The sequence below is a fragment of the Pseudomonas paeninsulae genome (assembly GCF_035621475.1).
Classification (GTDB): Bacteria; Pseudomonadota; Gammaproteobacteria; order Pseudomonadales; family Pseudomonadaceae; genus Aquipseudomonas; species Aquipseudomonas paeninsulae.
Genome location: NZ_CP141799.1, coordinates 3,130,485 through 3,151,043, shown reverse-complemented (window position 1 = coordinate 3,151,043; position 20,559 = coordinate 3,130,485). Strand labels below are relative to the sequence as shown.

Genomic DNA, 20,559 nt, shown 5'->3' with positions numbered 1-20,559 from the left:
AACTGCTGTCTGGCCGATAAAGCGCGAGTCTATCAGCCCTCGCGCAGCACCGTCAGCGGGCTGACATTCAATGCACGGCGAGTGCCGAGCACGCCGGCGCCACCCACCAGCAGTGCGCCGATCAGCGGCAGGAGCAATAGCCAGGGGTGGGCGTGCCAGGCTAGATCGAAGGCGAAGCGATAGAGCAGAAAACTGATCAGTTCGCAGCCGATGGCCGCCAGCAGGCCACTGGTTGCACCAAGCAGGGCGAATTCGGCCCGTCGCGCCTTGACCAGCAATTTACGCTCGGCGCCCAGCGCGCGCAGCAAGGCGCCTTGGCGGATGCGCTCATCCAGGGTGGCCTGCAACCCGGCGAATAGCACGGCCAGGCCGGCGGCGAGCACGAACAGCAAGACGAATTCGATGGCCAGGGTGACCTGGGCCAGGATGCTGCGCAGTTGCGCGAGCAGGGCTTCGACCTGCAGCAGGGTGACTGCCGGGAAGGCGCGTGACAGTTCGACCAACTGCCGTTCTTGCTGGGCAGGCAGGTAGAAGCTGGTCAGGTAGGTGACCGGCAGGTCCTGCAGGGTGCCGGGTTCGAAGATCATGTAGAAGTTGGGCTGGAAGCTGTTCCAGTCGACTTCGCGCAGGTTGCTGACCCGAGCGTCGCGGTCGAGTCCACCGACATTGAAACGTAAGCGGTCGCCCAGTTTGAGCTGCAGGCTCTTGGCCAGTTCCGACTCGACCGAGACGCCCGGCAAGTCGTCGGCTGTGGAGGTGTTCCACCAAGCGCCGGCGAGCAGCTGGTTACCCTCCGGCAGATCGGCCGACCAGGTCAGGCTGAGGTCACGGCGAACGGCGCGCTCGCCCTGGGATTCCTTGCTGACGATTTGCCGTACCGGTTCGCCATTGATCATGGTCAGGCGACCGGGCACCACTGGGTAGAGCGGGGCCGGGTGGGGCGAGAGTTCAGCCAGGCGCGCGGCGAATGCATCCTTGTCGGCCGGTAAGACATTCAGGGCGAAATGATTGGGCGCCTGCTCGGGCAATTGATTTTGCCAGGTGTCGAGCAATTCGCCGCGCAGCAAGGCAATCAGCGACATGGCCAGGAGGATTAGGCCGAATGCCAGGGCTTGTCCGGCGGCGGCCAATGGGTAGCGCAATAACTGGCCGAGCCCCAGGCGCCAGTGCAGCGAAGAGCGGGCCAGCAGACGACGCAGGCTTTGCAAGCCGAGCAGGAGCAGGCCGCCGAGCAGCAGGGCGGTAACCAGGCCGCCGCCGAGCAGGGCGAGGGTCAGTTGCAGATCCAGGCTCAGGCGCCACATGATCAGGCCTAAGGCGAACAGCGCGGCGCCATACACCAACCAGGAACTGGCGGGGACGGGGAGCATGTCGCGACGCAGTACCCGTAGTGGTGGTACTCGACCGAGGGCGGCCAGGGGTGGCAGGGCGAAGCCGGCGAGGGCGACCAGGCCGGTGGCGATGCCGGCGAGCGCAGGCCATATACCGCCCGCCGGGATCTGCGCCGGTAGCAGACCCTGCAGTAGGTAGAACAGGCCATGCTGGGCAAGCCAGCCGAGCAGTGCGCCGATCAGGCTGGCGCCGAGCCCGAGCAGGGCCAGCTGCAGGCTGAACAGGCCGAGCGCTTGATTGCGCGACAGGCCAAGGCAACGCAGCAAGGCACTGGCATCGAAGCGCCTGGCGGCGAAGCGCGCGGCCGAAAGTGCTACCGCAACCCCGGCGAGTAGCACGGCCGCGAGGCTGGCGAGGTTCAGGTAGCGTTCGGCACGACCCAGGGCACTACCGATTTGCCGATTGCCGTCGCGGGCATCTTCGAGGCGCTGGTTGGCCGCCAGATTGGTGCCGATTGCTTGTCGGTAAGCGCCCAAGGCCTGCGGTGTGCCACGCCAGAGCTCGTGGTAACGCACCCGGCTGCCGGGCTGAACCACGCCGGTGGCGGCCAGATCATCCAAATGCATCAGCACGTGTGGGGTCAGGCTGTAGAAGTCGCCAGCGCGATCCGGTTCATAGGTCAGGACCCGGCGCAGGATCAGGGTTTTCGAGCCGACCTCTATGCTGTCGCCGACGTTCAGTTCAAGTGCGGCGAACAAGCGCGCCTCGGCCCAGGCCTCACCGGGTTGCGGACCGGGGCCGGTTTGCTCGGATTCGTAGGGTGCCGCTGCGCTTTTCAGCTGGCCGCGCAGGGGGTAAGCACTGTCCGCGGCTTTGACGCTGGCCAGTTGGATGCCGGCATCGCTGGCGATCACGCTGGAGAACTCGACCACTTGAGCGTGATCCAGCCCCAACTGGGCGCCGCGACTGATCTGTTCTGGCGCGGCGGGCGAGCTGCCGCTGAGGCGCAGGTCGGCGCCGAGGAACTCGGTTGCCCGCATCAACATGCCGTCGTTCAGTCGCGCGCTGAAGTAGCCGATCGCGGTGCTGGCTGCGACGGCGACCAACAGGGCGAAGAACAGCACGCGCAACTCGCCGGCGCGGGCGTCGCGCAGCAGTTGGCGGGTCGCCAGCGAGAGCAGTCGGGTAAACGGCAAGTGAGTCATCAGGGTTCCACGTGGTCGACCAGATGACCGCCTTCGAGGCGGATCAGGCGCTGGCAGCGATGGGCCAGGCGCTCGTCATGGGTGACCAGCACCAGAGTCGCGCCGCGTTCCCGGTTAAGTTCGAAGAGCAGGTCGCTGATGCGTTCACCGGTGTGGCTGTCGAGGTTGCCGGTGGGCTCGTCGGCGAACAGCACGTCGGGTTCGGCCACAAAGGCGCGGGCAATGGCCACGCGTTGCTGCTCGCCACCGGAGAGCTGACGCGGGTAGTGGGTCAGGCGCTGGCCCAGGCCGACCCGCTCGAGCAGAGCGCGGGCGCGCTCGCGGGCGTCGGCATGGCCTTCCAGTTCCAGTGGCAGCATGACGTTTTCAAGGGCATTGAGGCTGTCGAGCAACTGGAAGGATTGAAAGACGAAGCCGACATGCTCGGCGCGTACCCGGGCGCGCTGATCTTCATCCAGCGAACCCAGGTTGTGCCCGGCCAAGGCGACTTCGCCGCCACTCGGAAGATCGAGGCCGGCGAGCAGGCCTAGCAGGGTCGACTTGCCCGAACCCGAGCTGCCGACGATGGCCAGGCTATCGCCCTTGTTCAGCGCCAGGGACAAGTCATGGAGTATGGTCAACTCGCCTTCCGCGCTGGCAACCACTTTGCTAAGGTTGCGGGCGGTAAGAATGCTTGAGCTCATGGGGAATCCAATGCGTGCAGGGCTAATGAGTGCGATTTTTACCCTGTTGTGCTGGGGGCAGGTCGCGCTGGCGGACACCGTGCTGGTCGTTGGCGATAGTATCAGCGCGGCTTTCGGCCTGGATACCCGTCAGGGTTGGGTCGCTTTGCTGGAAAAACGTCTGGCCGAGCAGGGTTATGAGCACCAGGTGGTGAATGCCTCGATCAGTGGCGACACCAGTGCAGGCGGGGCTGCACGGCTGCCCGGGCTGCTTGTCGAGCATCAGCCAAACCTGGTGATTTTAGAGCTGGGTGGCAACGATGGCCTGCGTGGCCAGGCCCCGGATCAATTGCAACAGAATCTTGCGTCGATGATTGAGCAGGCGCATGACGCCGGTGCCAGGGTGCTACTGCTGGGGATGCGCCTGCCGCCCAATTACGGTATTCGCTACACGACAGCCTTTGCCCAGGTGTTTGCCACCTTGGCGCAGGAGAAACGGGTGGCCTTTGTTCCCTTCTTTCTTGAGGGGGTGGGAGGCGTGCCCGAAATGATGCAGCGCGATGGTCTTCATCCCGCCGCCGTTGCTCAGTCAGTACTCCTGGAAAATCTCTGGCCGGCCCTGCAACCGCTGCTTTGACAGGCTTTTCCGCGAGCGGTCTTTCGGCTAATGTGGCGCCCCCGCCTAGGAGCCATCAATGCCGCGTTCTGCCTGGTCCTTGTACGCCTATCAATTGATCGAGCCGGACGAGCAGCTCGACCTATTCGCTTGCCGTGAGGTGCGCGTGCACCTGGTCGCGCGTCAGCTCGAGTTGAGCGGCTTCGCCGATCGGACTTTGTGTGGCGGGTTATTACCGGCGCAACCGCTCTGGCGTGAGCTGGACAAGCGCATGCTGCGCGACACGCGTCTGTGTTCGGCGTGCCGGGTGACCCTCGACGCCCAGCGCCGCGGTCAGCGGCCGCTTTGGTCCGAGCGCTGAGTACTCCCAGTGTGATAAGCGTCGGTGTACAATCACCAAGTTAAATTGTCAGCCATTTCGTCAAGGATTTCCGGATGTTGTCGCGCGTTCCTGTCGTTGCCCGTTGCTTGTCAGTCTGCGCGATGTTCGGCGCCAGTTCAGTCGTTGCCATGGAATGGCCCTTGCCGCCGCCCGGCGAGGACGTCGTCGGCCAGGTGCAGGTGATCAAAGCCAAATACGAAGACACCTTTGCCGATCTTGGCGTGGCCAACGATTTGGGTTATCTGGAAATGATTGCAGCCAACCCAGGAGTCGATGCCTGGCTGCCTGGTGAGGGTACAGAAATCATTCTTCCTACGCGTTTTATACTTCCGTCGGGGCCGCGCGAGGGGATCGTGATCAATCTCGCCGAGTACCGTTTGTACTACTTCCCGAAAGGGCAGAACGTGGTGCACACCTATCCGCTGGGCATCGGCCGCGAGGGTTGGAGTTCGCCAGTGGCCGATGCGCGTATCACTGCGAAGACGCCGAATCCTGGTTGGACTCCTCCGAAGTCGATTCTTGAGGAACATGCAGCCAATGACGATCCGCTGCCGGCTTACGTGCCGCCAGGACCGAATAACCCGCTGGGGCCCTACAAGATGACCTTGTCGGTACCCGGCTACCTGATCCATGGCACGAACAAGAAGTTCGGTATCGGTATGCGCGTCAGCCACGGTTGTTTCCGCATGCTTAACCATAACGTGTTGCAACTGGCCGAAATGGCGCCGGTTGGCACGCCGGTGCGCATAATCAACGAGCCGTACAAGTTTGGTTTGAGTAACGGCAAGGTGTATCTGGAGGCGCATGCGCCTCTGGATGATACGGGCGAGTCATCCATTGTCGATCGACACGCTGCCGTGATCAACGCACTGCTCAAGCGTGAAGAGCTGGGCAGTCTGCGACTGGACTGGGATATGGTGCGCGAAGTGGTAGCGGCCGAAGATGGATTGCCGGTGCCCATTGCTCAGCCAGATGCGACGGTTGCTAGTAGCGCAGCTACTGAGATCTGATTGCGTGAAATCGAGTAGAGCCTGATGCGCAGAAACGTTGGCGGTTTTTCTTGTATCTCGCGCCTTACGGGGTAGGCCAGCCTTGGCTATCTGGAAGAGCTAGTGGGAATCTTGATCATCGTAGGCAATGCTTTTGATGATTTTGACGCGATTGATCGCCCTTTCCAATCTGCTGGTGCGTATGTACTAGCGTGCGCTGGCGTGAATGCCTCGGGCCTAACACCAGAGGTTTCGAACAAAACGCTGCACGGCTTTCAGTCCCCTGTCTTGTTGTATGGAGCATCCAACAATTGGCGGTGTCGCGCACTGGCCAGGCAGGGCGCGGGTAGATATCCCCAGTTCTCGCAAGAGATAGCCATTCCTCCAATTGGCAGCCCAGGTATTGTCTGGCTTCTATATATAGAGGCGCGCCGTTTTGTTGACCCGGATCTTGTAAGCGTCATGGCTGCAGCGGCGTTAATCGGCAACAGGCAGTACAGGGTTGCAGTGCGATCGACGGAAAGTGGCAAATAACCTCCAATAAAGGTTTGACGTAATTTCTGCTGGGCCTATAATCCGCACCTCTTCTGGCGCAGGCCTCTCGGTAAACCTCTTGTAAAACAAGAAGTTAGCTTAAAAAGAGAAGTTGCTAAGCAGCGAAAGCTGTGTAGAATGCGCCGCTCTGCAGGGTTGAGGTTTGGTTCTGCAGATGGGTCGGTCGAGGTGATCGAAAGCGGTAAAAGAGGTGGTTGACAGCGGTTTGAAACGCTGTAGAATTCGCCTCCCGCTGATGAGAAGCCTTAGAGTTGATCGGAAGCGCAAGTGGTTGAAGTTGAAAAGAAATTTTCGGAATCGCTTGACAGTAAATGAGGCTGCTGTAGAATGCGCGCCTCGGTTGAGACGAAAGACTCAGCCACCGCTCTTTAACAACTGAATCAAGCAATTCGTGTGGGTGCTTGTGGAGTAAGACTGTTAGTCGCAAGATTATCAGCATCACAAGTAGGCACTCGAAGTTAGAGAGTATATTTGGAAATGCTGAGCCAAGTTTAGGGTTTTCACAAAACCCAAGCAGTATTAAAACTGAAGAGTTTGATCATGGCTCAGATTGAACGCTGGCGGCAGGCCTAACACATGCAAGTCGAGCGGTAGAGAAGTGCTTGCGCTTCTTGAGAGCGGCGGACGGGTGAGTAATACCTAGGAATCTGCCTAGTGGTGGGGGATAACGTTCGGAAACGGACGCTAATACCGCATACGTCCTACGGGAGAAAGCGGGGGACCTTCGGGCCTCGCGCCATTAGATGAGCCTAGGTCGGATTAGCTAGTTGGTGAGGTAACGGCTCACCAAGGCAACGATCCGTAACTGGTCTGAGAGGATGATCAGTCACACTGGAACTGAGACACGGTCCAGACTCCTACGGGAGGCAGCAGTGGGGAATATTGGACAATGGGCGAAAGCCTGATCCAGCCATGCCGCGTGTGTGAAGAAGGTCTTCGGATTGTAAAGCACTTTAAGTTGGGAGGAAGGGCAGTAACTTAATACGTTGCTGTTTTGACGTTACCGACAGAATAAGCACCGGCTAACTCTGTGCCAGCAGCCGCGGTAATACAGAGGGTGCAAGCGTTAATCGGAATTACTGGGCGTAAAGCGCGCGTAGGTGGTTTGTTAAGTTGGGTGTGAAAGCCCCGGGCTCAACCTGGGAACTGCATCCAAAACTGGCCAACTAGAGTACAGTAGAGGGTGGTGGAATTTCCTGTGTAGCGGTGAAATGCGTAGATATAGGAAGGAACACCAGTGGCGAAGGCGACCACCTGGACTGATACTGACACTGAGGTGCGAAAGCGTGGGGAGCAAACAGGATTAGATACCCTGGTAGTCCACGCCGTAAACGATGTCAACTAGCCGTTGGGTTCCTTGAGGACTTAGTGGCGCAGCTAACGCATTAAGTTGACCGCCTGGGGAGTACGGCCGCAAGGTTAAAACTCAAATGAATTGACGGGGGCCCGCACAAGCGGTGGAGCATGTGGTTTAATTCGAAGCAACGCGAAGAACCTTACCAGGCCTTGACATCTACAGAACTTTCCAGAGATGGATTGGTGCCTTCGGGAACTGTAAGACAGGTGCTGCATGGCTGTCGTCAGCTCGTGTCGTGAGATGTTGGGTTAAGTCCCGTAACGAGCGCAACCCTTGTCCTTAGTTACCAGCACGTAATGGTGGGCACTCTAAGGAGACTGCCGGTGACAAACCGGAGGAAGGTGGGGATGACGTCAAGTCATCATGGCCCTTACGGCCTGGGCTACACACGTGCTACAATGGTCGGTACAAAGGGTCGCCAAGCCGCGAGGTGGAGCTAATCCCATAAAACCGATCGTAGTCCGGATCGCAGTCTGCAACTCGACTGCGTGAAGTCGGAATCGCTAGTAATCGTGAATCAGAATGTCACGGTGAATACGTTCCCGGGCCTTGTACACACCGCCCGTCACACCATGGGAGTGGGTTGCACCAGAAGTAGCTAGTCTAACCTTCGGGGGGACGGTTACCACGGTGTGATTCATGACTGGGGTGAAGTCGTAACAAGGTAGCCGTAGGGGAACCTGCGGCTGGATCACCTCCTTAATCGAAGACTTCAGCTTCTTCATAAGTTCCCACACGAATTGCTTGATTCATTGAAAAAGACGATTAGGTTAGAAGCCCGTTATTGGGTCTGTAGCTCAGTTGGTTAGAGCGCACCCCTGATAAGGGTGAGGTCGGCAGTTCGAATCTGCCCAGACCCACCAATTGTCAATTGAGTGGGGTGAGGCCTTGCGATTACCTGGGGCCATAGCTCAGCTGGGAGAGCGCCTGCCTTGCACGCAGGAGGTCAACGGTTCGATCCCGTTTGGCTCCACCACTTTATGACGTTGTAGAGAGTTCAGAACTGAACATTCCTGCCGACGGTAGCTGAATGTTGATTTCTGGTCTTTGACCGGTAAGAAAAATCGTTCTTTAAAAATTTGGGTATGTGATAGAAGTGACTGATTGACTGCTTTCACTGGCAGTTAATTTGGTCAAGGTAAAATTTGCGTGTTCTCAATTGCAAATTTTCGGCGAATGTCGTCTTCACGTTATAGACAGTAACCAGATTGCTTGGGGTTATATGGTCAAGTGAAGAAGCGCATACGGTGGATGCCTTGGCAGTCAGAGGCGATGAAAGACGTGGTAGCCTGCGAAAAGCTTCGGGGAGGTGGCAAACAACCTTTGATCCGGAGATGTCTGAATGGGGGAACCCAGCCATCATAAGATGGTTATCACACACTGAATACATAGGTGTGTGAGGCGAACCAGGGGAACTGAAACATCTAAGTACCCTGAGGAATAGAAATCAACCGAGATTCCCTTAGTAGTGGCGAGCGAACGGGGACTAGCCCTTAAGTGGCTTTGAGATTAGCGGAACGTTCTGGAAAGTACGGCCATAGTGGGTGATAGCCCTGTACGCGAAAATCTCTTAGTCATGAAATCGAGTAGGACGGAGCACGAGAAACTTTGTCTGAATATGGGGGGACCATCCTCCAAGGCTAAATACTACTGACTGACCGATAGTGAACTAGTACCGTGAGGGAAAGGCGAAAAGAACCCCGGAGAGGGGAGTGAAATAGATCCTGAAACCGTATGCGTACAAGCAGTGGGAGCCTACTTTGTTGGGTGACTGCGTACCTTTTGTATAATGGGTCAGCGACTTATTTTCAGTGGCAAGCTTAACCGAATAGGGGAGGCGTAGCGAAAGCGAGTCTTAATAGGGCGTCTAGTCGCTGGGAATAGACCCGAAACCGGGCGATCTATCCATGGGCAGGTTGAAGGTTGGGTAACACTAACTGGAGGACCGAACCGACTACCGTTGAAAAGTTAGCGGATGACCTGTGGATCGGAGTGAAAGGCTAATCAAGCTCGGAGATAGCTGGTTCTCCTCGAAAGCTATTTAGGTAGCGCCTCGTGTATCACTGTTGGGGGTAGAGCACTGTTTCGGCTAGGGGATCATCCCGATTTACCAACCCGATGCAAACTCCGAATACCAACAAGTGTCAGCACGGGAGACACACGGCGGGTGCTAACGTCCGTCGTGAAAAGGGAAACAACCCAGACCGTCAGCTAAGGTCCCAAAGTTATGGTTAAGTGGGAAACGATGTGGGAAGGCTTAGACAGCTAGGAGGTTGGCTTAGAAGCAGCCACCCTTTAAAGAAAGCGTAATAGCTCACTAGTCGAGTCGGCCTGCGCGGAAGATTTAACGGGGCTCAAACCATACACCGAAGCTACGGGTTCATCTTAGGATGAGCGGTAGAGGAGCGTTCTGTAAGCCTGTGAAGGTGAGTTGAGAAGCTTGCTGGAGGTATCAGAAGTGCGAATGCTGACATGAGTAACGATAATGGGTGTGAAAAACACCCACGCCGAAAGACCAAGGTTTCCTGCGCAACGTTAATCGACGCAGGGTTAGTCGGCCCCTAAGGCGAGGCAGAAATGCGTAGTCGATGGAAAACGGGTTAATATTCCCGTACTTCTAGTTACTGCGATGGAGGGACGGAGAAGGCTAGGCCAGCACGGCGTTGGTTGTCCGTGTTTAAGGTGGTAGGCTGGAATCTTAGGTAAATCCGGGATTCTAAGGCCGAGAACTGATGACGAGTTGTCTTTTAGACGACGAAGTGGTTGATGCCATGCTTCCAGGAAAAGCTTCTAAGCTTCAGGTAACTAGGAACCGTACCCCAAACCGACACAGGTGGTTAGGTAGAGAATACCAAGGCGCTTGAGAGAACTCGGGTGAAGGAACTAGGCAAAATGGCACCGTAACTTCGGGAGAAGGTGCGCCGGTGAGGGTGAAGCATTTACTGCGTAAGCCCACGCCGGTCGAAGATACCAGGCCGCTGCGACTGTTTATTAAAAACACAGCACTCTGCAAACACGAAAGTGGACGTATAGGGTGTGACGCCTGCCCGGTGCCGGAAGGTTAATTGATGGGGTTAGCTAACGCGAAGCTCTTGATCGAAGCCCCGGTAAACGGCGGCCGTAACTATAACGGTCCTAAGGTAGCGAAATTCCTTGTCGGGTAAGTTCCGACCTGCACGAATGGCGTAACGATGGCGGCGCTGTCTCCACCCGAGACTCAGTGAAATTGAAATCGCTGTGAAGATGCAGTGTATCCGCGGCTAGACGGAAAGACCCCGTGAACCTTTACTATAGCTTTGCACTGGACTTTGAGCTTGCTTGTGTAGGATAGGTGGGAGGCTTTGAAGCGTGGACGCTAGTTCGCGTGGAGCCAACCTTGAAATACCACCCTGGCAACCTTGAGGTTCTAACTCTGGTCCGTTATCCGGATCGAGGACAGTGTATGGTGGGTAGTTTGACTGGGGCGGTCTCCTCCTAAAGAGTAACGGAGGAGTACGAAGGTGCGCTCAGACCGGTCGGAAATCGGTCGTAGAGTATAAAGGCAAAAGCGCGCTTGACTGCGAGACAGACACGTCGAGCAGGTACGAAAGTAGGTCTTAGTGATCCGGTGGTTCTGTATGGAAGGGCCATCGCTCAACGGATAAAAGGTACTCCGGGGATAACAGGCTGATACCGCCCAAGAGTTCATATCGACGGCGGTGTTTGGCACCTCGATGTCGGCTCATCACATCCTGGGGCTGAAGCCGGTCCCAAGGGTATGGCTGTTCGCCATTTAAAGTGGTACGCGAGCTGGGTTTAGAACGTCGTGAGACAGTTCGGTCCCTATCTGCCGTGGACGTTTGAGATTTGAGAGGGGCTGCTCCTAGTACGAGAGGACCGGAGTGGACGAACCTCTGGTGTTCCGGTTGTCACGCCAGTGGCATTGCCGGGTAGCTACGTTCGGGAAAGATAACCGCTGAAAGCATCTAAGCGGGAAACTTGCCTCGAGATGAGATCTCACTGGAACCTTGAGTTCCCTAAAGGGCCGTCGAAGACTACGACGTTGATAGGTTGGGTGTGTAAGCGCTGTGAGGCGTTGAGCTAACCAATACTAATTGCCCGTGAGGCTTGACCATATAACACCCAAACAATTTGCTGTTTGTGTGCTAGACGATCGAAGTCGACAACACGCCGAAAATTTGCAGGACCACGCACTACCCTTTATCACATACCCAATTTGGAGCCGCGTCCTTCTTGATAAAAGAAGCACGATGTTCCACCCGAATTGCTTGACGACCATAGAGCATTGGAACCACCTGATCCCATCCCGAACTCAGTAGTGAAACGATGCATCGCCGATGGTAGTGTGGGGTTTCCCCATGTGAGAGTAGGTCATCGTCAAGCTTGTATTCCAAACCCCCCATCCGTGAAAACGGATGGGGGGTTTGTCTTTGCACGCGGAAAATCTATCGCGGCAACCTTGCGCTCGCTCAACCCGATGGTAATCCCCCCATTTTTAGTATTCGCCAGAAGTAGAGGTCAGGCCGTGAGGGCCAACTTCTGTTTTGGGGTGATGCCTCCCAGAGCCATGTGTGGCCGTTCGTGATTGTATGTCCACACCCAACGAGTTGCATGTGCCTGCACTTCGGCGATGGACTCCAATAAATAATGCCCCAGCCAGTCGTAACGCACCGTGCGGTTGTAGCGCTCAACGTAGACATTCTGTTGCGGATTTCCTGGTTGGATATATTCCAGGCGGATGCCGTGCTTTTCCGCTCAGAGTACAAGCTTGCTGCTGATGTACTCCGGCCCGTTGTCGCTGCGTATGGCTTGCGGTTTGCCGCGCCACTCGATGACCTGATCCAGTGCGCGCACCACGCGCTCCGCGGGCAGTGACAGGTCGATATCCATGGCCAAGGTTTCCCGGTTGAAGTCGTCAATCAGGTTGAACAGGCGGAAGTTGCGACCATCGGCCAACTGATCGTGCATGAAGTCCATCGACCAGCAGTGATTGATCGCCTCTGGTACCGCCAACGGCTCAAGCTTCTCCCGCACGATGCGTTTACGCGGTTTGATTCGCAGGTTCAGCTCCAGCTCCCGATAGATCCGGTATACCCGCTTGTGATGTTGGCGCTGATTGAAAACTGACCCACCCTGCCGATTGAAATTCCTGATTACGCATAAACCTCAGCCAGCTTGAGGAGCCGGTAAGGCATAGGCGGTGTCCTCAATGCGGCATAGCTGAACCGCTCTATCATGGCACCAAGGTCGAAGCGCCGGTTGAAGCGGTACTCGAACTCGGCCAGATAGCGCGGAGCATGCTTGAGATCGAACGCATGGAAAGTCCCGGTCAGGGCGTTTTTGACGTTGCCCAGCAGGGTGTTAACCCACTTGAAGGTCGGATGCTGGGCACTGGCCCGACCACTCCCTGTCACGATGGAAAAATGCTGGCACTCCCGCGCATCGAAAGCCCGGAAACACGCAAGACCGTCGCTGAATACGGTACTTCCAGGCGCCACCGACTGTTGCGCGTAACTGCCGATCGCCTTGAGCGTGAAGGCCCGTACACGGCGTAGCTGCAAATACTGAGGGTGACCTTCTGCGCTGGTCTGCACCGCCGCGATGAAGGGAGCCTTGTTCTCCGAGCCGCGACCGCGCTTTCCCGGCCGCTCACCACCCAGATAGGCATCATCGACTTCAATGCGACCACTGAGCACCGTGTTCCGTTCGCGCTCGAACATCACCTGCATGATCTTGTGCTTGAGCTGCCAGGCCGTGTTGTAGCTCACGCCCAGTTCACGCGAGAGCTGCAAGGCCGACAAGCTGTTCTTGCGTTGAGTCAGCAGGTAGATCGCCAGGAACCAGGTGGTCAGAGGGAGCTTGGTACTGTCAAAAATCGTCCGTGCGGTCAGCGAGGCCTGATGATGGCAGCGGTTGCACTGATACAGCCGCCGTGCCAATTGGCAGCAGGCGCCCTGATGGCCACACTCGGGGCAGATGAAGCCGGCTGGCCAACGTAGCTTGAAGAGCGCTTCGCGACACTGCTCCTCGGTTGCGTAGTGCTTAAGGAAGTTAGTGAGCGAAAGACCGGGCTGGAATTGAACCTGATTGCGGGCCATGGGACACCTGCTGCTGGTTATTCATACAGTTAACCGTAGCAGCGGATTCCAATGAAGCAACTGAGCTTGGTACGTAATCAGGTTGAAATTTGACCCAGGGCGGATTGCTGATTTCTGCATCAGCAACTGTGGATAAGTTTAGCAACGCAGCTGCTTTCAAATCCCTCTTTTCGATAGCTCTGTGCTCTAGTCGAAGACCTGCCGCATCCAGTCATGCAGCAGGTCGTCCTTTCCGAAAAATCAAAACGGCTCGTCGTCCTGCTGATCCTGGCCAACCTTACGTTTTTGTTCCCGTGATTTGATTTTTGCCTGGGCCACCAAGCTACTGTGTTGCAGGCGGTAGGACTCGTTGCCGGTTTCGACGATGTGGCAGTGGTGCGTCAGCCGGTCCAGCAAGGCGGTGGTCATCTTGGCGTCGCCGAACACGCTCGACCATTCGGCGAAGCTCAGGTTGGTGGTGATTACCACGCTGGTGTGTTCGTACAGCTTGGACAGCAGGTGAAACAGCAGCGCACCGCCGGCCTGGCTAAACGGCAGATAACCCAGTTCATCAAGGATGACCAAATCCATACGCAGCAGTGCCTGGGCGATCCGCCCGGCTTTGCCGTCGTGCTTCTCGCGCTCCAGCAGGTTGACCAGGTCGACCGTGGAGTAGAAGCGCACGCGCTTGCCGTGCTGGGTGATACCGGACACGGCCAGCGCGGTGGCCAGGTGGGTTTTACCGGTGCCCGGCCCACCGATCAGCACCACGTTCTGCGCGGTGTCGGTAAAGGCCAGGCTGGCCAGCTCTTTGATCAGGCGTGCATCGGCGCTGGAGGCGCTGAAGTCGAAGCCAGCCAGGTCACGGTGCATCGGCAGTTTGGCCATGTGCATTTGGTGGCTCACCGAGCGCATGGCGCGGTCTGTGTGTTCTTGTTCCAGCAGGTGTTCGAGTAACCACCTGGAGGAGGCTGTTGCCGACTCGCCCTGCGCGATCAAGTCCGACCAGGCAGTGGCCATGCCGTGCAGGCGTAGTTCCTTGAACTCTGCCATGAGATCACGCATGACCGATCTCCTCAGCGCAGTCACGTAGACGGTCGTAGCGCGCCGTGTTGGCGACGGGTGCCTCCTTGATCGACAAGTGGGTTTCGACGGTGGGTGGTGGTTCGCTCGCTGTCAGCCGCGCCACGACATTGAGGATGTGTTCGGCGCTCAGGCGGCCGCCCTCAAGCACCAGTTCAACAGCCACCAGCACGGCATCGAGCCCGGCGATCGGCACGGCGGCCAGGACTTGCGCCATGATCCGGTCACCGCCGGCATGACGCCCCAGGCCGTGCTTGAGCTGATGCAGCGGCGCTGGTAAATCGGCAAAAGGAGCACCGTTACGCAGTGCGCCCGGCTTGCGCTCGATCAGCGGGATGTAGTGCTGCCAGTCATAACTGACCTGGTCGCGATCCAGCAAACGCGCATGGCTGGCGATCAGCATGTCATCGGCCACCACCTCGATCCGCGTCGGATACAGGCGACTGCTGACCCACTTGCCGGCGAACTCACAGGGCACCGAGTAGCGGTTGCGCCCCACGCTGACCAGGCAGGTACTGGAAACCCGCGCAACACGCTCCACGTAACCGTCGAAGGCAGTGGGCATTGGCATCATCTCAGCCCGCTCTAACTCCAGCACCTCGGCCACACTGAGCCCGCTGTATTGCGGATGCGAGAGCTCATTCCAGAGCGCCCGGCAGCGCTGCCCCAGCCAGGCATTGAGCTCTTCGAAGGAATGAAACTGGCAGTCTTGGGCGTCCAGCCAAATACGTCTGCGGCTGTCCTGCACGTTCTTTTCAACGATGCCCTTTTCCCAGCCCGAGGCGACGTTGCAGAAGTCCGGATCGAACAGGTAGTGCGCGCACATCACCGCAAAGCGCGCATTCACCGTGCGGCCTTTGCCCTTGTTGACCTTGTCGACGGCCGTCTTCATGTTGTCGTAAATACCCCGGCGCGGCACGCCGCCCAAGGCGCTGAACGAGCGCGTATGCGCATCGAACAGCATCTCGTGGCCCTGGCTCGGATAAGCCACCAACCAGAACGCACGACTGGCGCACAGCTTCAGGTGCGCCACTTGCATGCGCCGGTAAATACCGCCGATCAGCAAGCCTTCTTCGCTCCAGTCGAACTGAAACGCCTCGCCCAGCGCAAAGGTCAGCGGTACAAAGGCCTGCGGCGCCTTGCCCTGATCCCCACGCCACGCGCGGATAAACGCGGTGAGCTGGCTGTAGCCACCCTCATAACCCTCGGCCTTGATGTGCGCCAACAGCGCCTTAGCAGTGCGCCGATGCTGCTTAGGACGCAGCGAGTCGGCTTTCAGCGCCTGCTCCAGCGTGGCGTGAAAAGGGCTGAGCTTGTTGAAGACCGCGCGGCGTTGGTACACCGGCTGAGTCGCTTCCGGCTCCCTGACCCATTTGCGAATCGTGTTGCGCGATAACCCCGTGCGCTTGGCTATCTCATGCAGCGACAGCTTGTCGCGGAAATACATCCGCCGGATTTTGCCCATCATTTCCATACTGATCACCCTGTGTTCTCCTGCTCAAAAATTGAGCAGAAGCAGTTGAACACCTGGGTCAGTTTTCAGTCGGCAGAACAGCCTCTACTGGGTCAGTTTTCGGTCAGCGGCAACACGCTTGTGATTCCACCGGGGGCTTTCACGCTGCGCAGATACAGGAAGCACAGGCCAAATCCCCAGTTGCGCTGGTTGTGCGTAAGCCGGATCAGGTGATCGGCGATCTCGGCATTTTTCGTGGACAACCGTGGTTGGTAGCGATAGCAGGTGACGTTGACCCCGAAGGCCAGGCACGCCTGTTTGATACTGATTCGGCCAGAATGAACGGCCTGCTGCGCCATCTCTCGCCGTCGAGATGGCTTCACCACTTTTTTGCCATGGCCTCCTGGAGGATCTCAGCCTTCAGGCGCTCTTCGGCATACATTTTTTGAGGCGGCGGTTTTCTTCCTCCAGCTCCCGCAGACGGACCATCAATGAAGCGTCCATGCCGCCGAACTTGGCGCGCCACTTGTAGACGGTCGCCGAGCTGATGCCGTGCTCGCGGCACAGCTCCGGGACTGGGCTGCCGGCTTCGGCCTGCTTGAGGATGGCAATGATTTGGCTGTCCGAAAAACGCGATGTTTTCACGCAAAATTTCCTTGACCCGATTAGGAGAAAATTCTACTTCTGACGAGTACTGATTTCAGGGGGGATTACCGATGAGCTCTTCAAAGCCATCTCGCTGCACGTTGATCTGGAGAAAATGCTGAACGATGGACTTCTGTTTGAACGTGAGGCGATCAAGCCGAGCCAGTAGGTGTTGAAAGGATTGGGCATCCATAACGGCGCTCCTTGATGAGCACACGTCTTAAGTCTAGGCCTTGCAACAGTTAACGGGTACCTAGCCAAAAAAAACACCCTGCGAAAGCGTAGCCCTCGTAGGGTGCGGGGGGGGGACCATCTCATTACCCCACCTCCTGCTGGTGGGGTTTTGCGTTTTACAGTGCCGCCGTCGGTTGGCATAGATTTATGGCGCGCTTACAAAAAGCCACCCGCAGGTGGCTTTTGGATAGTGGCGGCTTGTTCAGTCTCCGCGGTATACACAGCCACTGGTGCAGGTCTCGTGGATGCGGATCCGGGACAGTTCGGGAAGGAGGGGCTTGAGTTGCTGCCAGATCCACTTCGCGATGACTTCGCTGGTGGGGTTTTCCAGGCCAGGAATTTCGTTCAGGTAGTTGTGATCAAGTTGCTCATACAGTGGCTTAAAGATGGCTTTTATTTCAGAAAAGTCACGAATCCAGCCGGTGTAAGGATCGACCTCGCCTTCGATATAAACGGCAACGCGGAAGGAGTGGCCATGTAATCGCCCACATTTATGTCCTTCGGGCACATGGGGAAGTCGGTGGGCCGCTTCGAAAGTAAACTCTTTGAACAGTTCCACGGGTTGTCTCTCTGAAAATTCGCGGTTGCACGCACCGCTCCGATAAAGAGTGATATTACCAGTTCTGGCTGCCCAACGTACTCGTGCAGCCTTCTGGCGTGCTGGTCTTGCAAGTGCACCACTACGCCCTGCAGCGTTGAGCCGGTACCTCGCTGGCCTCTACTTGGTAGCGCTTTGCCGGTTTCTCTCTTGCCGATAAACGCTGACGGCTTCATATACAGCCTTTCTCAGGCGGTTGATCCCGCCTATGGGACGATGCTCCGGTAGCGAGTGCCATGGATTGAATGCCAGGTTGTCGCAAAAGAGATTTTGCTCACTGCTGTCGAAGTCTTGCGCAGGCAACTGGATAGTGGCGACTGTTTCGAATGCTGCAATTGACTCGTCCCACTCGACGCTAGGGTCTTCGATCGGCATGTAGTGCGCAGGATTCTGCCGCTGTATCTGTAGCGCGAAGCAGGCGGGTACGCGGTCGAGCGAAAGCTGCTGGTAGAGCGCATTGCGCAGGAAGTTGGGCAGATCTCTGTTTGGTGTCGGTAGGGCATAATCCGGGCAGTTCTTTGGAGCAGGAATAACTCGGAATTTGATGTTGTGCGGGCCAAGCTTGAACGGGGCGATGGAGTTGTAGGTGGTTTCAACCGGGCTTTGGGGGGCGGGGGCAAGAGTTTTCAGGGCAATGATCAGATGGCGGATTTCCCAGCTCTGCGGATTCCAGCCAGGAAAGAATGCCAGCGCTTTCTTGCCCTCGGCTTGGGCGGCGAAGTTACTTTTGTACTCAGCTACATCGCGGACGAAAAATGCAGTGTGATTGAACATGACGAAGTCTTGTTCAGTTGTGTGCGCAGGGCTGCTCAAGAGTTTTTCTCCTGGCACCTCTAGCAGTTTGAGGGCCATGCCGCGGGCATCGCGAGCACGGTCGAATTGCGGGTAAGCGTTGCCGTTGGATAAGCGCACCCATGCTTGCCAGGTTTTGCCTCGCTCGCTGAAGACGCCATACCGGAGACTACCGTCCAGGTTTTCGAGCACGGTTACTTGTGCCTTTATGCAGCCGTGGGCTTTGGCATGGGCGTCGCGCAGGACACGGGTGTTGTCTCGGTGTTGTTCGACTACCCGGATAGCATCTTCGATGATGCCTTGGGTAAGCGCCGCTTCACCGGGAGGGATTTGTTCTTCGCTGGCAACCGGGCCGGAGAATTTCCAGTTGTAGTACACCGTACCTATGCCCCAGGCGCTCAGGCCTATGACCAGTAGCAGCAGTAAGAACTTACCGAGCCAGCGGCCAAGCCAGAGCCAGAGTCGATTGAGCATGGTGCTAATCCTTGTTCGTTATTGTTATTCCTGTTGGCAGTTAACGGCTCTGCCGTTTCTGTCAACGGTATTGGATCAAGCTTGGCACTTGGGTCCTGGGTTCCAGGGTTTTGCTTTGATCGATTGGAGTTGGGCTTCGAACTCTTGGATGCCCAGCACCTTGAGGTATTCGAGCAAAGCCCAGCGCTCTTCAGGTTGCAATGCACGACCGATCACGCCGTCCTGGCGGCAACCTTCGCGAAATTCATGGCCGCGGTTGCTGTTGCCGCTGATGCTGGTATCGAATAAGAAGCCACCTGGGAATTTGCCGCTGTCGAAGCCGAGATGCTTCGGGTTGTACTCGAAGCTGCCGACCCAGAATTGAGCTTGTCGCTCCGAAAGGGGTGATAGCAGTTGGAACAATGTAGGAACCGAACCGTTGTGCAAGAACGGTGGGGTGGCCCATATGCCGTGCAGTGGCCGGGCCTTGTAACCGCGTTTTTCTTGCACGCCTATAGGTAGGCCGTAGCCGTTCATGCGCCAGCGTTCACGAGGTTGGATCTCTTCGTTTTGGTAGGCGCGGTTTTCGACATAGGCGGTCAGGTAGGCCAGGCCCTTGGCGCTGGAGATACTGCGCAGATCAACGTCATCCAGGCTCGTGCCGAAAAGGCGGACATCCAGCTTGCTGAGCTCCGCTTTAGTCCAGCCGAGTTTGCTCATATCGAAGCGGTGATCGGCAATATTGTCGGCGGTGGTTGGATCTGTGCCGATTATGTCGGTTGGCACGATGCGCATGCGCCATTCGGGATCGCGTGCCGGCGCCAGACGTTCGGCGCGCGGTTTGGGATCGGGGGCGTGACAGTAGGCGCAGTTTTCGGCGAACAGGGCGCGACCCTGGCTGGCCAGTGGCAGGTCGATCTTGCCGAAGATATCCGCGGGCCAAGCCGGTGGCTTCAACTGCTTGAGGGCTTCCTCCAGAACGTACAGGTCGCGCAGGCGTACGCTTGACGAGTATCGCTCAGCGTCTGGCACAGGATGTCCGTCAGCTTGCAGTAGCTGCAATGTTGCCCCGACGCCTAGAGCTTCGCCGACATTGCGCGCCATGGGCTGCATGGCTGAGCCATTCCACTGTACCCAGTCGAATTTCCAGATATCCCAGACTTGTGGGTAGCTGACCGGGGCGTTCGCGACCCTGTAATTACTGGCGTCGATAGCATCACCGAAGACGCTGTTGGCGATGCGGCCAAAGGCATCGGTACGGCCAAAACCTTCCTCGGTCGGGTAGAGGCCGCGATGCCAGTCGTTGAATGCCGTACCGAGCAAGCGATCAAGTACGACTTTGACGTCCTGGCGCAGTTGATCACGGTCTTGCGGGTAGCGTTCACCGAGTACGGCCTTGGCAAAACGCTTGAATTTAAAGGGATTATAGTAAGTGAAGGCCATGCTCATGCCGAGTGACTGGCCAAAGCTGCCGCCTCTCAACGTAGGCACGGTTGAGGCCAATGAATGCAGCGCTGCGCCTCCATCGATCCTCACGGCCTGTCCTTGATAGCGCAACTCGCCGGTATGACAGGCCGCGCAGCTTATATCCAGGTAATGAGTGGACGTCTCGCTATCTTCATGGCGGGCAAAGCCAACAGGCAGATTGGCGGGGTTGAATTCTGTCGGCTTCTGGTCGGGATCGACTAGAAAGCCAAAGCGCGCCAGGTAGTCGGGCGCAGAAAATTTGTCTCTACTCAGGGGTAACTCAAGGGCGCTGAACCAGTCGTAACGCAAGCCTTTAACTTGAGTGCCCTGAGGTGTGTAGTAATACGTCTGGCGCTGCTCGTCGCTCCATTGGTTAAGGTAGTGGAGCTTGTCCGGCTTCTGGTAACTGGGTAGGTTGGGGTAGGCAATGAAGTAGAAACCCAGAGCCAGAGCGCAAACCAGAAGCACTAGGAACCCGCTGGCAACTATACGGAGCACACGCATCAGACACTTCCTTGTTGCGTTCTTGTTTTCTGACTTTATGCCAAGCTGGATGGTTGATGGCAAGCTGCCTTTACTAATTTTTCTCAGGCTGGAAAGCCTGGGCTGTTCCATTGCTAATACTTGGCCTTTGCTCAACACATGGATAAGTAGCAGAC

The 20,559-nt window shown here is 57.2% G+C and carries 12 protein-coding genes, 2 tRNA genes, 3 rRNA genes and 2 pseudogenes; 8 read left to right on the top strand and 11 right to left on the bottom strand.

Annotation, left to right across the window (positions count from 1 at the left end; translation table 11 throughout):
* Positions 1–32: 32 nt before the first annotated feature.
* Complete coding sequence (locus VCJ09_RS14420) at positions 33–2,537, bottom strand: ABC transporter permease (protein WP_324730848.1); 2,505 nt, start codon at positions 2,535–2,537, stop codon at positions 33–35.
* Complete coding sequence (locus VCJ09_RS14415) at positions 2,537–3,220, bottom strand: ABC transporter ATP-binding protein (protein WP_324730847.1); 684 nt, start codon at positions 3,218–3,220, stop codon at positions 2,537–2,539. Before VCJ09_RS14415 ends, VCJ09_RS14420 begins: the two co-directional genes overlap by 1 nt.
* Positions 3,221–3,230: 10 nt before the next feature.
* Here VCJ09_RS14415 and VCJ09_RS14410 point away from each other — a divergent pair, with 10 nt between their 5' ends.
* The 8 genes from VCJ09_RS14410 to rrf all read left to right on the top strand — a co-directional run bounded on the left by VCJ09_RS14410 (position 3,231) and on the right by rrf (position 11,481).
* Positions 3,231–3,836 (top strand): arylesterase, encoded by a 606-nt coding sequence (locus VCJ09_RS14410; protein ID WP_407692970.1) that lies wholly within the window; start codon positions 3,231–3,233, stop codon positions 3,834–3,836.
* A 58-nt stretch (positions 3,837–3,894) separates the two neighbouring features.
* Entirely contained in the window at positions 3,895–4,176 is a 282-nt protein-coding gene (locus tag VCJ09_RS14405) for a hypothetical protein (protein WP_324730845.1), read from the top strand.
* A gap of 74 nt (positions 4,177–4,250) precedes the next feature.
* Positions 4,251–5,207 (top strand): L,D-transpeptidase family protein, encoded by a 957-nt coding sequence (locus VCJ09_RS14400; RefSeq protein WP_324730844.1) that lies wholly within the window; start codon positions 4,251–4,253, stop codon positions 5,205–5,207.
* A 1,056-nt stretch (positions 5,208–6,263) separates the two neighbouring features.
* Positions 6,264–7,800 (top strand): 16S ribosomal RNA (locus VCJ09_RS14395).
* Between the two features lie 84 nt (positions 7,801–7,884).
* Positions 7,885–7,961, top strand: a tRNA-Ile gene (locus VCJ09_RS14390).
* Between the two features lie 37 nt (positions 7,962–7,998).
* A tRNA-Ala gene (locus VCJ09_RS14385) sits at positions 7,999–8,074 on the top strand.
* Between the two features lie 248 nt (positions 8,075–8,322).
* Positions 8,323–11,213, top strand: a 23S ribosomal RNA gene (locus VCJ09_RS14380).
* A gap of 152 nt (positions 11,214–11,365) precedes the next feature.
* Positions 11,366–11,481 (top strand): 5S ribosomal RNA (gene rrf, locus VCJ09_RS14375).
* The 16S, 23S and 5S rRNA genes sit together here with 2 tRNA genes alongside, the layout of an rRNA operon.
* A gap of 135 nt (positions 11,482–11,616) precedes the next feature.
* Here the strand turns inward: rrf and VCJ09_RS14370 are convergent.
* The 9 genes and pseudogenes from VCJ09_RS14370 to VCJ09_RS14330 all read right to left on the bottom strand — a co-directional run.
* Positions 11,617–12,264: pseudogene (locus VCJ09_RS14370) on the bottom strand (IS3 family transposase); the annotation flags it as partial.
* Complete coding sequence (locus VCJ09_RS14365; RefSeq protein ID WP_324730843.1) at positions 12,252–13,196, bottom strand: IS1595 family transposase; 945 nt, start codon at positions 13,194–13,196, stop codon at positions 12,252–12,254. The pseudogene VCJ09_RS14370 and the gene VCJ09_RS14365, both read right to left, overlap by 13 nt.
* A 240-nt stretch (positions 13,197–13,436) precedes the next feature.
* Positions 13,437–14,240, bottom strand: coding sequence for an IS21-like element helper ATPase IstB (gene istB, locus VCJ09_RS14360; RefSeq protein WP_324730842.1), 804 nt, complete (start codon positions 14,238–14,240; stop codon positions 13,437–13,439).
* Entirely contained in the window at positions 14,233–15,732 is a 1,500-nt protein-coding gene (gene istA / locus VCJ09_RS14355; protein WP_324734669.1) for an IS21 family transposase, read from the bottom strand. Before istA ends, istB begins: the two co-directional genes overlap by 8 nt.
* A 111-nt stretch (positions 15,733–15,843) precedes the next feature.
* Positions 15,844–16,356: pseudogene (locus VCJ09_RS14350) on the bottom strand (transposase); the annotation flags it as partial.
* A 55-nt stretch (positions 16,357–16,411) separates the two neighbouring features.
* Positions 16,412–16,549 (bottom strand): hypothetical protein, encoded by a 138-nt coding sequence (locus VCJ09_RS14345; protein ID WP_324730841.1) that lies wholly within the window; start codon positions 16,547–16,549, stop codon positions 16,412–16,414.
* A gap of 243 nt (positions 16,550–16,792) precedes the next feature.
* Positions 16,793–17,149 (bottom strand): 6-carboxytetrahydropterin synthase QueD, encoded by a 357-nt coding sequence (queD, locus tag VCJ09_RS14340; protein WP_079202358.1) that lies wholly within the window; start codon positions 17,147–17,149, stop codon positions 16,793–16,795.
* A gap of 159 nt (positions 17,150–17,308) precedes the next feature.
* Positions 17,309–18,454 carry a catalase family protein gene (locus VCJ09_RS14335; RefSeq protein WP_324730840.1) on the bottom strand — a complete coding sequence of 382 codons (1,146 nt, stop codon included), beginning with the start codon at positions 18,452–18,454 and terminating at the stop codon, positions 17,309–17,311.
* Between the two features lie 75 nt (positions 18,455–18,529).
* Positions 18,530–20,404: a di-heme-cytochrome C peroxidase gene (locus VCJ09_RS14330; RefSeq protein ID WP_324730839.1), complete on the bottom strand. Its 1,875-nt coding sequence runs from the start codon at positions 20,402–20,404 to the stop codon at positions 18,530–18,532.
* Between the last annotated feature and the right edge of the window lie 155 nt (positions 20,405–20,559).

What these genes read in the sequence shown, in the direction of transcription:
- VCJ09_RS14420 (WP_324730848.1), bottom strand. Translation starts at nt 2,537, where the DNA reads ATGACTCACTTGCCGTTTACCCGACTGCTCTCGCTGGCGACCCGCCAA.
- VCJ09_RS14415 (WP_324730847.1), bottom strand. Translation starts at nt 3,220, where the DNA reads ATGAGCTCAAGCATTCTTACCGCCCGCAACCTTAGCAAAGTGGTTGCC.
- VCJ09_RS14410 (WP_407692970.1), top strand. Translation starts at nt 3,231, where the DNA reads ATGCGTGCAGGGCTAATGAGTGCGATTTTTACCCTGTTGTGCTGGGGG.
- VCJ09_RS14405 (WP_324730845.1), top strand. Translation starts at nt 3,895, where the DNA reads ATGCCGCGTTCTGCCTGGTCCTTGTACGCCTATCAATTGATCGAGCCG.
- VCJ09_RS14400 (WP_324730844.1), top strand. Translation starts at nt 4,251, where the DNA reads ATGTTGTCGCGCGTTCCTGTCGTTGCCCGTTGCTTGTCAGTCTGCGCG.
- VCJ09_RS14365 (WP_324730843.1), bottom strand. Translation starts at nt 13,196, where the DNA reads ATGGCCCGCAATCAGGTTCAATTCCAGCCCGGTCTTTCGCTCACTAAC.
- istB (WP_324730842.1), bottom strand. Translation starts at nt 14,240, where the DNA reads ATGCGTGATCTCATGGCAGAGTTCAAGGAACTACGCCTGCACGGCATG.
- istA (WP_324734669.1), bottom strand. Translation starts at nt 15,732, where the DNA reads ATGGAAATGATGGGCAAAATCCGGCGGATGTATTTCCGCGACAAGCTG.
- VCJ09_RS14345 (WP_324730841.1), bottom strand. Translation starts at nt 16,549, where the DNA reads ATGGATGCCCAATCCTTTCAACACCTACTGGCTCGGCTTGATCGCCTC.
- VCJ09_RS14335 (WP_324730840.1), bottom strand. Translation starts at nt 18,454, where the DNA reads ATGCTCAATCGACTCTGGCTCTGGCTTGGCCGCTGGCTCGGTAAGTTC.
- VCJ09_RS14330 (WP_324730839.1), bottom strand. Translation starts at nt 20,404, where the DNA reads ATGCGTGTGCTCCGTATAGTTGCCAGCGGGTTCCTAGTGCTTCTGGTT.